The organism is Bradyrhizobium sp. 21 (assembly GCF_023073335.1).
Classification (GTDB): domain Bacteria; phylum Pseudomonadota; class Alphaproteobacteria; order Rhizobiales; family Xanthobacteraceae; genus Bradyrhizobium.
On sequence record NZ_JADPJG010000002.1, the window covers coordinates 648,784 to 662,836 of the forward strand.

General features: G+C 63.4%; 11 protein-coding genes. 9 read left to right on the forward strand and 2 right to left on the reverse strand.

Annotation, left to right across the window (positions count from 1 at the left end; genetic code table 11):
* Positions 1-110 precede the first annotated feature (110 nt).
* Genes IVB31_RS02940 through IVB31_RS02950 form a run of 3 tightly spaced genes read left to right on the forward strand, consistent with a single transcriptional unit; the run spans position 111 to position 5,041 of the window.
* The gene (locus IVB31_RS02940; protein ID WP_247318316.1) at positions 111-2,861 is read left to right on the forward strand and encodes a decarboxylase; all 2,751 of its coding nucleotides are present in this window, start codon (positions 111-113) and stop codon (positions 2,859-2,861) included.
* A gap of 13 nt (positions 2,862-2,874) precedes the next feature.
* Complete coding sequence (locus IVB31_RS02945) at positions 2,875-4,575, forward strand: transporter (RefSeq protein ID WP_247318319.1); 1,701 nt, start codon at positions 2,875-2,877, stop codon at positions 4,573-4,575.
* 31 nt (positions 4,576-4,606) lie between these two features.
* A complete protein-coding gene (locus IVB31_RS02950; protein WP_247318321.1) occupies positions 4,607-5,041 on the forward strand; it encodes a hypothetical protein in 435 nt (144 codons plus the stop codon).
* A gap of 44 nt (positions 5,042-5,085) precedes the next feature.
* Here IVB31_RS02950 and ppk2 read toward each other — a convergent pair whose 3' ends face one another.
* Together ppk2 and IVB31_RS02960 are read right to left on the reverse strand one after the other, a co-directional pair.
* Positions 5,086-5,886, reverse strand: a complete 801-nt coding sequence (gene ppk2 / locus IVB31_RS02955) for a polyphosphate kinase 2 (protein WP_247318323.1) — start codon at positions 5,884-5,886, stop codon at positions 5,086-5,088.
* Positions 5,887-5,942: 56 nt separating this feature from the next.
* A complete protein-coding gene (locus IVB31_RS02960) occupies positions 5,943-6,398 on the reverse strand; it encodes a hypothetical protein (protein ID WP_247318325.1) in 456 nt (151 codons plus the stop codon).
* A gap of 156 nt (positions 6,399-6,554) precedes the next feature.
* Here IVB31_RS02960 and IVB31_RS02965 point away from each other — a divergent pair, with 156 nt between their 5' ends.
* From IVB31_RS02965 to IVB31_RS02990, 6 genes are all read left to right on the forward strand, one after another.
* Positions 6,555-6,998 carry a hypothetical protein gene (locus IVB31_RS02965; protein ID WP_247318327.1) on the forward strand — a complete coding sequence of 148 codons (444 nt, stop codon included), beginning with the start codon at positions 6,555-6,557 and terminating at the stop codon, positions 6,996-6,998.
* Positions 6,991-8,226, forward strand: a complete 1,236-nt coding sequence (locus IVB31_RS02970) for a biotin/lipoyl-binding protein (RefSeq protein ID WP_247318330.1) — start codon at positions 6,991-6,993, stop codon at positions 8,224-8,226. The genes IVB31_RS02965 and IVB31_RS02970 overlap by 8 nt, the downstream gene beginning before the upstream one ends.
* Positions 8,227-8,333: 107 nt before the next feature.
* Positions 8,334-10,223, forward strand: a complete 1,890-nt coding sequence (locus tag IVB31_RS02975; RefSeq protein WP_247318333.1) for a HAMP domain-containing sensor histidine kinase — start codon at positions 8,334-8,336, stop codon at positions 10,221-10,223.
* A gap of 104 nt (positions 10,224-10,327) precedes the next feature.
* The gene (locus IVB31_RS02980; protein ID WP_247319398.1) at positions 10,328-11,308 is read left to right on the forward strand and encodes an ABC transporter substrate-binding protein; all 981 of its coding nucleotides are present in this window, start codon (positions 10,328-10,330) and stop codon (positions 11,306-11,308) included.
* 113 nt (positions 11,309-11,421) lie between these two features.
* Entirely contained in the window at positions 11,422-13,137 is a 1,716-nt protein-coding gene (locus tag IVB31_RS02985) for a DUF3300 domain-containing protein (protein ID WP_247318335.1), read from the forward strand.
* Positions 13,134-14,051: a DUF2950 domain-containing protein gene (locus IVB31_RS02990; protein WP_247318338.1), complete on the forward strand. Its 918-nt coding sequence runs from the start codon at positions 13,134-13,136 to the stop codon at positions 14,049-14,051. The genes IVB31_RS02985 and IVB31_RS02990 overlap by 4 nt, the downstream gene beginning before the upstream one ends.
* Positions 14,052-14,053 lie beyond the last annotated feature (2 nt).

Here is a 14,053-nt window from a genome sequence, read left to right on the forward strand (position 1 = left end):
GTACGCGACCGTTGACTTGGATCAATGGAGCGATCGGCGCCGCACTCACGATCCCGATCATCTTTGTCCCAAGGGGTTGCCATGGGACCGTGAAGGATCGGGAGAGACATATGCACAAGGACGCCAAGCCCGCACAGACGCACATCGACCAGTTCTTTTCCGGGCCGGGAGCGCGGGCAGACCATTGGCGCGATCTGGTGGAGGCGGCAAAGGCGTGGGCGAGGGGCGGCAATCGCGCAACATATGACGCGGCGCTCGCCGAACTCTCGGTGACGGAGGAATTTCACGGCTATCCGGGCATGCGATTGATGGGCGCCCTGCGGGAAGCTGCTTCTACCGGAGATGCAGCCGCCTCGCTGGCTCTGTCGACCCGGCTCACGCAGGCCCTTCAGACCAAGTCGTTCCGCCAGCATGGCGGCGATTCCGGCGACGCGGATGAGGGCAATGGCGACGCCACGGAGCTGGTCTCGACATTCACCCCGCAATCGGGGCGCCGTCCTTATTTTGAAACGCTGATCGTCACCGGCGTCTCCTCCAACAACTGGCCGGCACTGACATCCGAATGGCGCAAGCTGAGGCGGCCGGTCGATCAGTTCGTCTATGAGCCAGTGATCGTGGGAAGTCTCGAAGACGCTTTCTGCGCTACGCTCCTGAACCCAGATATCGCGGCGGTCGTGATCAACGAAGGTTTTGCGCTGCGCTCCCGTCATGATGCGCCGGTGCTGCGCACGATGACGTCTTCGGCCGGCCTGCATGATGAAGCCGACGCTTCCGCGCTCCGGCTCGCCCATATCATCAAACGCGTCCGCCCCGAGCTCGACATCTATCTGATGTCCAATCGCGACGTGGAGGAGATGGCCGGCAATCCGGAGGCCAACGTGGCCCGCCGCATCTTTTATTCGATCGAAGAGCTGCTTGAGCTGCATCTGTCCATCCTCGAAGGCGTGCAGGATCGCTTCGAGACGCCGTTCTTCGACAATCTGAAGAAGTACGCGCAGCGGCCAATCGGGACGTTCCATGCACTACCGATCGCGCGCGGGAAGTCCGTCTTCAAGTCGGACTGGATCCGCGACATGGGCGAGTTCTACGGCCTGAACCTGTTCCTGGCCGAAAGTAGCGCCACTACGGGCGGCCTGGACAGCCTGCTCGAGCCGACCGGCACCATCAAGAGGGCGCAAGACAAGGCGGCACGCGCGCTCGGCGCCGACCGCGTCTTCTTTGTCACCAACGGGACCTCGACCTCGAACAAGATGGCGGTGCAGGCGCTGCTGGCGCCAGGCGACATCGCGATCGTCGATCGCAACTGTCACAAGTCGCACCATTACGGCATGGTGCTGGCCGGGGCGCAGCCGCTCTATGTCGAAGCCTTCCCGATGACGGAATATTCGATGTATGGCGCGGTGCCGCTGAAGACGATCAAGCAGGCACTGCTGGGGGCGAAGGCCGACGGCCGTCTCGACCGCGTCAAGCTGCTTGATCTGACCAACTGCACCTTCGATGGCCACATCTACAACACCCGCCGGGTGATGGAGGAATGCCTCGCCATCAAGCCGGACCTGATCTTCCTGTGGGACGAAGCCTGGTTCGGCTTTGCGCGCTTCTCGCCGTTCCTGCGACGGCGCACCGGATTGGGCGCGGCCAACGAGATCGAGGCCTGGATGCACGATCCGAAGTCGGTCGCGGCTTATGAGAAGCAGCAGGCCGAGCTCGGCAAAAACCCCTCGGAGGAGGTGCTGCTCAAGACCAGGCTCATTCCCGATCCGCGTCAGATCCGGCTGCGCGTCTACCAGACCAACTCGACCCACAAGTCGATGTCCGCCATCCGGCAAGGCTCGATGCTCTCCGTCAAGGACGTCGAATTTCATACTGTCGAGCAGCAGTTCAAAGAGGCGGTCTTCACCCATGCCTCGACCAGTCCGAACCAGCAGCTCATCGCCAGCCTCGACGTCTCGCGGCGCCAGATGGAGCTCGAAGGTTACGGTCTCGTCGCCAATGCGATCGAGATCGCGATCGCCATCCGCAAGGCGGTCACCAACAATCCTCTGATCTCGAAATATTTCCGCATTGTCGGTGCGGACGGCATGGTGCCCGCACAATACCGCGAGAGCGGCTTTACGGACTATCTGGCGCCCGGCGTGAACTGGGCAAATACCCTGAAGAGCCTGGATGACGACGAATTCTGCCTTGATCCAACCCGCATGACTCTGGTGTGCGGCACCGCGGGCTTCGACGGCACCCAGTTCAAGGGCATGCTGGCCAACGAGTACAGCATTCAGGTCAACAAGACCTCGCGCAACTCGGTTCTGCTCCAGTCCAATATCAACAACACGCGCAGCGACGTCGCGCAGCTGATCCGGGTGCTGGCCGAGATCGCCGGTGAGGTCGATCGCGGTCTGAAGCAGGGCGGCGCCAATGCGAAAAAAACGTTCGAGGCGCGGGTCAAGAGCCTGATGAAAGATGTCCCCGACCTGCCGAACTTCTCGCATTTCCACCCGAGCTTCCGTGGCGATGCCGGCGCCAAGACCAACGAGGGCGACATTCGCAGCGGCTTCTACGCGGCCTATGACGCGGCAGGCTGCGAATATATCCCGCTCGGCGATGCCGAGATCGACCGCCGCCTGAAGGCCGGCCCTGAGCTGGTGTCCGCCAGTTTCGTGATCCCGTATCCACCGGGCTTCCCGATCATGGTGCCCGGTCAGGTCATCACCCAGGAAACCATCGACTTCATGCGCAAGCTCGATGTGAAGGAGATCCACGGCTACGACGCCAAGGAAGGGTTGAAGCTCGTGCGCAGCGAAGCCCTGGCGAAGATCGGACGGCCGAAGCCCGGCACTTCGGCGAAGCTCAAGGCCGCGTCATAAAGGGGAACGAACAATGTTGGGGTTTTTCACGTTTCTGCAGCAGAATCCGTTTCTGCTGCTGTTCTTCGTGGTCGGACTCGCCGTCTGGATCGGACGCGCTAACATCAAGGGCTACGGTCTCGGCATGGTGGCCGGCGCCATCGTGGTCGGCGCGGGACTGTCAGTCTGGGCCTCGACGTACGGCGTTAAGCTCGAGCTGAACACGTTCGCCAAGAGCCTGTTCTACTATCTCTTCATGTACGGCGTCGGCTTGCGCGTCGGCCCGTCGTTCATCAACAGCCTGAGCGGTGACGGGCTCAAGTTCCTGGTCCTGGCGGTGGTGTCGAGTGTGCTTGGTCTGGCGCTTGTCGTCATCTGCGCAAAGCTGTTCGCTCTGCCGCCGGGTGCGGCCGGCGGCATGCTGGCGGGCTCGCAGACCATGTCGGCTGCGATCGGCTCGGCTGAGCAGGCGATAACCTCTGGCGTCGTCAAGCTGCCTGAGGGGATGAAGCCCGAGGATGCGTCGGGCATGATCGCGCTATCCTACGGCATCACGTATATCTGGGGTACCGTCGGCATCATCCTGATCTGCAAATATCTCCCGCGTTGGTGGGGCGTCGACGCCAAGGCGGCGGCGAAGAAGTATGAGGAAGAGTTCGGCGTCAAGGATCTCGAAGGCGCCGGCCTCACCGGTTATCGCCAGTTTGGGCTGCGGGCCTATCGGCTGGAAAATCCCGCCCAGGCCGGGATGAGCATCGCCGGCTTCCGCAAGGCCAATCCCGAATACCGCATCGCCAACGTGTTGCGTGGCGGCGAGTCGGTGGGGGCCGACCCCGACCTCGTCCTCCTGAAGGGCGACATCATCGCGCTGGGCGGCGCGACCGAGCATCTCACCGACAAGATGGGCCTGATCGGTCCCGAGGTTGCCGACGCCAAGGCGCTCGGCATTCCCCTGGATCAGGCTGACATTCTCGTCACCAACAAGGAGATGGTCGGACGGACCTTCGAGTCCTTCCGGGAGCAGGCGATTGCCGGTCAGTTGCAGATCGGCAAGGTTGAACGCGGTGGCGTGCAGATTCCGGCCGGTCTCAAGACCGAACTGCAGCGGATGGACATCATCACGGTCGTCGGCCTGAAGTCTGCCGTCAATGACCTCGGCGAGATGTGGGGCCGCATCGCGCGCACGAATACCTCTACCGATCTGCTGACACTGGCCGCGGGCATGATCCTCGGCTTCCTGATCGGCATGATCGAATTCCCGGCCTTCGGCGCCAAGATCGGTCTCGGCAATGCCGGCGGCCTGTTGCTGTCCGGCGTGATCGTGTCCTCGGCCGTGTCGCGGCTGCGGTTCTTCGGCAACACGCCGAACGCGGCGCGTAACGTACTGGAGGATCTCGGCCTCGTCGTCTTCGTCGCCATCGTCGGCGTCAACGCCGGCGCCGGATTGCTCTCGCAGCTAACGGGTGCCATTGCCTTGAAGATTTTCATCGCCGGCTTCATCGCCTGCACGGTTCCGCCGTTCATCGTCTGGGCGATTGGCTACCACATCTTCAAGATCAACCCGGCCGTGCTGATGGGCGGCGTTGCCGGAGCGCGGTCGCACTCCGGTCCGTGCCGTGAGGCCGCGGTCGAAATCCAGAGCTCAGTGCCGTGGATCGGGTTCCCCGTCGCCTATGCCGTGTCCGGCATCCTGCTCACCATCTTCGGCTACTTCGCAATGCTCCTGGCACAATAGGTCGATGTCACAACTCAAGGGGAAACTGGTTATGAGAAGAATTGCCAAATGCGTCGCTGTTGCAGCCACGCTTGCAGTCGCCGTCGGCTTCAGTACCGCCTCGCGTGCCGAGACGGGTCAGGTCGCCGTCGTCTTCACCAAGGGCGGCTTCATTGTCGGTGTCGGCGGCGGGGAGGGAGTGCTGGTCTACCGTGGTCATAAATATCCCTTCACCGTCTCCGGCATGAGCGTCGGCTTCACGATCGGGGCGTCCACCACAAAGTTCGTCGGTCGCGCCCTCAATCTGAAAGGGCCGCAGTCGATTGAAGGCTCCTATGCCGCAGGTGGCGCAGGCGGCGCCGTTGCGGCCGGCGCCGGTGCCGTGCAATTGCAGAACGGCAATGGCGTGATCCTTCAGCTCAGCGGACCGAGGGTCGGGGCGGAAGTGTCGGCTGCGGTGGGCGGCGTCACGATCCGGCTGAAATGACCGCCAAGAAATCAGGCCGCGCTCCTGGCGCGGCCTGATTTCCTTTAGTATCTTTCCTCGACGAATTTCAGCCCGCGCAGGCTCGCTTGATCGTTGTAGCGGCCCTTGAGGGATCGCTTCGGCAGCTTGACCTTTTTCGGCGCAATATTCTTGTAGGGGATCGCTCTCAGGATGTGGGAGATGACGTTGAGCCGTGCCCGCCTCTTGTCGTCGGAGCGGATCAGTCGCCAGGGCGCGTGTTTGGTGTCGGTCGCCTCGAACATCTTGTCGCGGGCTCGAGAATAATCGTACCAGCGCCCGAAGGATTCGGTGTCCATCGGACTGAGCTTCCATTGCCGCAGCGGATCTTCGATACGTGCCTTGAAGCGAAGTTCCTGCTCTTCCATCCCGACCTCCAGCCACAGCTTGATCAGGATGATGCCGGCATCCACGGCGAATTTCTCGACCTGCGGGCACAATTCCAGGAAGCGCTTGTGCTCGGCCGGCGAGCAGAAACCCATGACATATTCGACGCCGGCGCGGTTGTACCAGCTGCGGTCGAAGATCACGATTTCGCCGCCGGCGGGGAATTGTTCGATATAGCGTTGCAGGAACAGCTGGGATTTTTGCCGATCGGATGGTGCGGGCAGGGCGCAGACCCGGAACACGCGCGGGCTCACCTTCTCGGTCAGCGCCTTGATGGTACCGCCCTTGCCGGCGGCGTCGCGCCCTTCGAAGATGATGATCACCTTCAACTTCTCCGCTTTCACCCATTCCTGAAGGTGACACAGCTCGACCTGGAGCTTTTCAAGCTCCGCCTCGTAGTCCTTCCGCTTCATCCGCTCCGCGGTCGCGTCCTTGGCCATGCCGGTTCCTTCGCTGCCGAATTCGTCAATCGTCCCAAAATCAATCGGCCCAAAAATCAATCGTCCCAGGAAATGGTCACGCCGATATCGCCGGGCACGCCACCGGGGAAATCGATGATCTGGTAGGCGATCCGATAGCCGCGCGGTTTCAGATAATCGGTCCAGAGCTGGAAGACCTCCTTGGGGATGCCCGTCAGCGTGTTCTCCCAACCCTTTTCCATCTGATTGATGGCGCGTCCCTTGTCGGTGCAGAGCGAGTTGGGGAAACGATAAACCAGTACCTCCGTGAGGCCGTTTCGCACCGCACGCTGGATCACGGTCGAGGCGAGCTTGAGCTTCTCCTCCTCGCTCTTGCCGGAGGGTTTGCTCAATCGCTCGATCAGCGCGCGTTTCTCGGCCTCGGCGGCGGCTGCGAGGCGGACATATTCATCGGCCTTCTCGGCCTCCTTGAGGGCGGCTTCCTTGCGAATTTGCGTGGCATTCGGGATGAGATCGTCGATGTTACCGGTCATGGCTTGCGTCTCCTGCTCGCTTGTTCTGGGTCCGCATTCGTGAAACGCTAGGGTCGGCACCGCTCGCACCTTTGATCCAGATCAACCAATGCGTACCGGGATAGCGCTTCCTGCCTGCTGATCAATTCCGAACCCAATCCATTTGGAGAGTGAACGTTGAGTGAGCAGCTTCATCCCGCGGCCCCGCATCATCTGCCGTTCTATCTCGCGCCGGGGAGCGGGACCGATACGCTCATGGTGGTGATGGGCCTGTTTTTGATCGGCACCATCCCGTGGGTCGGCACGCTCTACTGGAAGCTGCACAGCATGCCGGAGCGGATGGCGCACAAGTCGCAGAAGCTGCAGTTTGAATTCGTCGCCGTGCTCGGCCTGATCTCGCTGTTCACGCACATGCATGTCTTCTGGGTCGCCGGCCTGCTGCTCGCGCTCATCGACATTCCGGATTTCGGCACGCCCCTGCGCAGCATTGCCGATTCCGTCGAAAAGATCGCGGACGCTACGCCGATCACCGACGACCAAATCCTGTCAGGGGCTGCGGCTGCGACGCCTCCAAAAGACAAGCCCGGTCCGGCCAAGGAGAAGGAGCACAGCCATGTTTGAGCTGATGTTCTGCTCGCTGCTGACGATCCTGCCCGACTATCTCTACCGCCGCTATGCCCAGGGCAAGCGCTTCGGCAAGGAGATCACCTTCTTCTCGATCTGGTACGAGCTGCGCTGGGGCATTACCGGCTGCCTGATGCTGACGGTGTCACTGATCACCATGATCTTCTATTTTCACCCCTCCGCAGAGTCGGCGACGCTCTATTACCGCACCGTGCCGATCGTGCCCGTAGGCGTCGCCGGCCGCGTCGCCGAAGTCAATGTCGGCTTCAGCGCGGCGGTGAAGCAGGGTGACGTTCTGTTCCGATTGGACAGTGCGAAGCAGGACGCTGCACTGGAGACCGCCAAGCGAAAGAGCGCCGAGGTGGACGCATCGCTGATCTCGGCACGGGCCGACGTCGTGAAGGCGGAGGCTCAGGTCGGGGAGGCGCAAGCGTCCTTGCAGCAGGCCAAGGACGAACTGGACGTGAAGAGCGAATTGCAGAAACGCAATCCCGGCATCGTACCGCAGCGTGACATCGAGAAGCTCCAGGTGCTGGTCGATCAGCGGCAGTCCGGCGTCGACTCCGCGAATGCGTCCAAGGAATCGGCACTACTGCGTGTCTCCACGCTGCTGCCGGCCCAGAAGGCGAGCGCCGAGGCCGCGCTGGCGGAGGCGCAAGTGGAGGTCGACAGGACCACCATCCGTGCCGGTTTCGACGGCCGCGTCGAGCAATTCCTCCTTCGCACCGGCGACGTCGTCAACCAGCTCCTACGGCCGGCGGGAGTCCTGATACCCGAAGGCGCTGGCCGGCGCAGCTTGCAGGCCGGTTTTGGCCAGATCGAGTCGGGGGTGATCAAGGAAGGGATGGTGGCGGAAGCGAGCTGCATTTCCAAACCCTGGGTGATCATCCCGATGGTGGTCACGTCCGTTCAGGACTACATCGCCGCCGGACAGTTCCAGGCGGGACAGCAACTGATCGAAGTACAGAATGCCGTCAAACCCGGCACGATTCTCGCGTTCCTGGAGCCGCTCTACAAGGGTGGGCTCGAAGGCGTCACGCCGGGCAGCAGCTGCATTGTCAATGCCTATACCAGCAATCACGAGGAGATCTCTGCCAAGGACACCTCGACCAGCCGTGCCATCGGGCTGCACGTCGTCGACGGTGTCGGCCTCGTGCACGCGCTGCTGCTGCGGATCCAGGCGCTGCTGCTGCCGATCAAGACGTTGGTGCTGAGTGGTCACTAAGCTCCGATGATTGCCTGTTCAGGGGCTGTCGCAACGGCCCGGTTAGAGTTAGAACTACGGCCAAGATCGGCCGGAAAGGCCGTCGAGGAAGCCGGATGAGCGGGCGCATGCCCATGGTTTCGGTCAGGCTGTGGCCGATGGCGGCCGCGTGGCTTGGTCTTGGCCTGGTGCTGGCCGCGTGCATCCTGCCGGGGCCGGCCGGCGCCGTCGAGCTTGGCGAAGCCCGCTATCGCGAGCTCAAGCGCGTGTTGGTGCTGCATTCCTTCGGGCGGGAGTTCCTCCCCTGGAGCGAATTTGCGCGGAGCATCAAGGCCGATCTCGAGACGCAATCGCCATGGCCACTCGACATCCAGGAGCACACGCTGCTGTCCGCCCGGTTCAATAACCCCGGACCGGAAGAACCGTTTGTCGCGTATTTGCGCTCTCTGTACGAGAACCGCCCGCCCGACATCGTGATAAGCATCGGCGCTCCGGCCGGCAAGTTTGCGCAGAAATACCGCGAGCAACTGTTCCCGAACGCGCCCATGGTGATGACCGCCGTCGAGCAGCGCTTGGTCGATCATGCGGGGCTGACCGACAACGACACCGTGGTCTCCATCCGCAACGATTTCCAAGCATCGTTTCGCAGCATCCTGCAGGTCCTGCCTGATACCAACACGATCGTCGTGGTTCTCGGCGCTTCTCCGCTGGAGAAGTTCTGGCTCGATGAGGTCAAGAGGAATGCGAAGGTCCTCGAGAGCAAGGTCTCCTTCGAATGGTACGCGGGGCTTGCGTTCGAGGAGATCCTCAAGCGTGCGTCCAGGCTTCCCCCGCATTCGGTCCTGTTCTGGGGGCTGATGTCGGTCGACGGTACGGGCGTCACTCATGAAGGCGATACCGCTCTGCGCCGACTTCGGGCGGTCGCAAACGCGCCCATCTTTTCGTACCAGGACGCCTTCTTCGGAGGCGAAACCGTCGGTGGTCCCATGCATTCGACGGCCGAAACAAGCCGCAAGACCGTCAGTGCGGTCATTCGGCTTCTTGCTGGTGAAAAGCCCGTCGATGTCAGGACTGAACCCATCCCGCTTGCATCTCCACGTTATGATTGGCGGGAGATGCAGCGTTGGGGCATCAGCGCGAGCAATTTGCCCCCGGATAGCGAGATCCTTTTTCGCGAGCCGAGCGTCTGGGAACGCTATCGCTGGCAGATGTTGATGATCACGTCCGTATTCCTGGTGCAGGCGGGTCTCATCAGCGGGCTGCTGCACGAGCGCCGGCGCCGCCGGGTTGCCGAGGTGGAATCGCGCCAGCGCCTTGCCGAACTCGCCCATGCCAACCGCTATTCGGCCGTCGGCGAGTTGACGACGTCGATCGCGCATGAACTGAACCAGCCGCTCGGCGCCATTCTCACCAACGCCGAGACGGCGGAGCTGATGCTCAAGGCCGACTTTCCCGACATCGGCGAGGTACGCCAGATTCTCGCAGATATCAGGCGCGACGATCATCGTGCGAGCGAGGTCATCCGCAGGTTGCGCAGTGTTCTCAAGAAGACGCCGTTCGAAATCAAGGGCATCGAACTCAACGACACGGTGCGGGAAGCGATCGATCTGGTGAAGGCCATTGCCCTGGGGCGGCGGATCACACTGACCTACCTGCCGACCCTTGCTAATCTGCACGTCAAGGGCGATCCGGTCCAGCTTCAACAGGTCGTTCTCAACGTCATCATCAATGCCATGGACGCGATCTCGGATACGGACGCCGGAAAACGCGAGGTCAACGTCGCGAGCGTGCGTGCCGGCGATCACGCCGAGATCAGGGTGACCGACACAGGCGCCGGAATCTTAGCCTCCGATCTCGCCAACGTCTTCAACCCGTTCTTTACGACCAAGCCGCAAGGCATGGGCATGGGGCTCGCGATCGCGAGGACCATCGTCGAAGCCCATCACGGCACGATTGCCGCGGCGAGCCAGGCCGCGGGCGGCGCGCTGTTCACGATCCGGCTTCCGATCGCCCGTTGACGGTATCTTGATCTCGATCAAACCTTGGGGTCGGCGAAGCCGTTTCCTTTTCGCGGTCGCGTGATGACCGGGACCGGCGCGCGTTTTGGGGAGTGTGGGTGAGCATGAGACGCCGTGAGTTCATGTTGCTGGCCGGCGCGGCGGCTGCGTTCCCGGCCGCGACGAAGGCCCAGGACAGAATGCCGTTCGTCGGCGTGCTGACTGGCAATGTCGCCGGTGATCCCGGCGCGCAGATGCGGGTCGACGCCTTTCAGCAAGGGCTCGCCGATCGTGGCTGGATCGCCAACCAGAACTGCCGGTTCGAGGTGCGCTGGCCTGGGCCCAACCCGGCACGGCAGCAATTGGAGGCGCTCGAGCTCGTCGCCGCGGCACCTGACGTACTGCTTTCCACCAGCACGGGGACGACGCGCGCGCTGCGCGACGCGACGCAGCGGATCCCAATCGTCTTCGTGGGTCTCTCCGATCCGGTCGGGACCGGCCTCGTCGCCAATCTGGCGCGGCCGACCGGGAATCTCACCGGCTTCTCGCTCTACGAGCACTCGATGAGCGGGAAGTGGCTGAGCCTTCTGAAGGACATGGCGCCTGCGATGAGCAACGCCGCACTGCTGTTCAATCCGGACTCCTCGCCCTATGCGCCGTTCTACCTTCAGGCTGCGCATCAGATGGAAAACCGTCTGGGCCTCAAGGTCACCGGCGCCAGCGTCCGCAGTGGCGCCGAGATCGCGGGCGCGATCGAGACGGCGGCGCGCACCGGCGGCGGCCTCGTCGTCCTGCCGGATGGCGGCTTCTTCGGGACGCAGAGTGCGATGACGATCGCCCTTCTGGCGCAGCGGCACGTGCCCGCGATTTTCGCCGTCCGCTTCTACGCGGCGAACGGCGGGCTGATGTCCTATGGCGCCGATCTCACCCAGCAGTTTCGTGACGGCGCGGGCTATGTCGATCGCCTCCTGCGCGGCGCCGAGGTCCGGACCCTGCCGGTCCAGTTCGCCACCATGTTCGAGCTCGTCATCAACATGAAGGCGGTCAATGCCCTCGGACTGACGGTACCGGGGCGGCTGCTGATGGAAGCCGAGCTGATCGAATGAAGCCCTGCTCTCGCGCTGCGGCGGTCGCGACGGCCGCGTTTCGTTGATCTCGATCAACAAACGCGCGCGCTCGGGCCTGATCTTTCCATACTCGAAGTTCAAGGGAGGATGCGATGTTCCGCTGCGGCAAGATCCTGATGTCGCTTGCGCTGGTGGTGGCGGTTCCTGCCGCTGCGATGGCTCAGGCCACCGCGCCGGCGGCGCCGGCCACACAGGCGCCCCCAAGCACGCAAGCACAGCCCGCAAGCCCGCCTGCGCCGACGGCCGAGCTTCTCAAGCCGGAACAGCTCGAGGCCCTGGTCGCGCCGATCGCGCTTTATCCCGACGAGCTCCTCGCCAACGTGCTGGCGGCGTCGACCTATCCGCTCGAAGTGGTGCAGGCCGACCGCTGGCTGAAAGAGCGCAAGACCCTGAAAGGCGATGCGCTGAGGACCGAGGTGGACAAGCAGGGGTGGGACGACAGCGTCAAGGCGCTCGCCAGCACCGCCGAGGTCCTGACCATGATGAGCGACCAGCTCGAATGGACCAAGAAGCTCGGCGACGCCTTTCTCGCGCAGCAGCCCGACGTGATGGACGCCATCCAACGCCTGCGCAACAAGGCCTTCGACAACAAGAAGCTCGTCACCACCAAGCAGCAGAAGGTCAGCGTCCAGTCGCAGGAGGGCAAGCAGGTCGTCGTGATCCAGCAGGCCAATCCCTCCGAGATGTACGTGCCCTATTACGATCCCGCGACGGTTTACGGCAGCTGGCCCTATGCCGAGTATCCGCCGTCTTACTGGGGCTATCCGTCCTATATCGGCGCCGGCGTGGTGGCGGCCGGCCTTGCCTTCGGCACTGCCTGGGCGATCGGGCGCTGGGGCAATTACTGGGGCGGCGGCTGCAACTGGGGCAACCGCAACGTCTACGTCAATCATCGCAATACCAACATCAACACCGGCTGGCAGCACAACGCGGCGCATCGGGGGGGCGTGCGTTACAACAACGCCAACGTCCAGCAGCGTTTCGGCAACAACAATCTGAAGGCCGGCGCGTCCGACCGGATGGATTTCCGCGGCCGTGATGGCAACCAGGTGCTGCGCCCGGATCAGGGAGCGCGCGACCGGGCGGGCGATCGCGCGGGAGACCGTGCCGGCGATCGTGCGGGAGATCGTGCGGGTGATCGCGCCGGCAATCGTGGCGATCGGCCTGGCGGTGGCGACCGCGCTGGCGCGGGCGATCGTGCCAAGGGCGGCGGTGACCGGGCCAAGGGCGCTAACAAGGGCGCCGGCGATCGCGCCAAGGCTGCAAACCGAGCCGGTGGCAGTGGCAATCGGGCGGCTAACGCCAATCGTGGTGGTGGCGGCAATCGCGGCGGCGCGATGAACGTCTCCTCCGGCCGCTCGGCGGCCGCGGCATCCGCACGGGGACGCTCCAGCATGGCCAGCATGCCTCGCGGTGGCGGCGGTGGTGGACCGAGCATGGCCGGCCGTGGCGGCGGTGGCGGAATGTCGATGGGTGGCGGCGGTGGCTTCCGTGGTGGAGGCGGCGGCGGAGGCGGGCGTGGCGGTGGCGGTGGCGGCCGTCGTTCCGATATCGCGCTGAAGCACGACATCGTTCTGCTCGGCCATCTCGGCAGCGGCCTCGGCTATTACCGCTTCAGCTACATCGGCAGCGACAAGGCCTATGTCGGCGTCATGGCGCAGGAGGTCGAGCAGGTGATGCCGAATGCCGTCACGCGCGGCAGCGACGGATATCTGCGCGTCTATTACGAGAAGCTCGGACTGACATTCCGCACCTACCGCGACTGGCTCGCCGGCGGCGCGAAGATCCCTGCGGAGGTGACGCCATGATCGGCTTGACATCGTTCCGCCGCGCGGTGATGCCTTGCATCATGGCGCTGGCGCTGCTTGGCTCCGCGGCACAGGCGCAGCAATCCTACAAGACACCGGAAGACGCCGCGGCAGCCCTCGCGGCAGCCGTCAAGAGCGGACCGGGCGACATTCTGAAAGTGCTCGGCAGGGCTGCCGAGGACATCGTCTCCTCCGGCGACGAGATCGCCGACAACGACATCCGCCAGCGCTTCACGTCGATGTACGATGCCAAGCACGGTATCAAGGCCGAGGGCAACAAGACCGCCACCATGATCCTGGGACCGGACGATTTTCCGTTCCCGATCCCGCTGATCAATACCAAGGCGGGCTGGGAGTTCGACACCGACGAAGGACGCATCGAGGTGCTGCGCCGGCGCATCGGCCGCAACGAGCTTGATGCAATCCAGACCGCGCTCGCCTATGTCGATGCGCAGAACGACTATGCCGACAAGGACCGCGGCGAGGGCGCCGGCGTCTATGCACAGCATATCGTCTCCTCGCCCGGCAAAAAGGACGGCCTGTTCTGGCGCGACGACAGCGATCCGAGCCCGCTCGGCGCGCTGGCGGCCGAGGCCGCGAAGGAGGGCTATCGCGCCGGCGATGTCGGGCCGGCGCCGTATCACGGCTACTACTTCCACATCCTCAAGGGGCAGGGTCCGGATGCGCCGGGCGGCGCGCTCAACTATGTCGTCAAGGGCAAGATGATCGGTGGCTTCGCGCTGATCGCCTGGCCGGCGGAATACGGCAATTCCGGCGTGATGACTTTCCTGGTCAATCATGCCGGCAATGTCTACCAGAAGGATCTCGGCAAGCGCACGGAGTTCGTCGCCGAACGGACCACCCTGTTCGATCCCGATCAGACCTGGAAGAAGGTCGATGCTGCAAAACCGTGAAC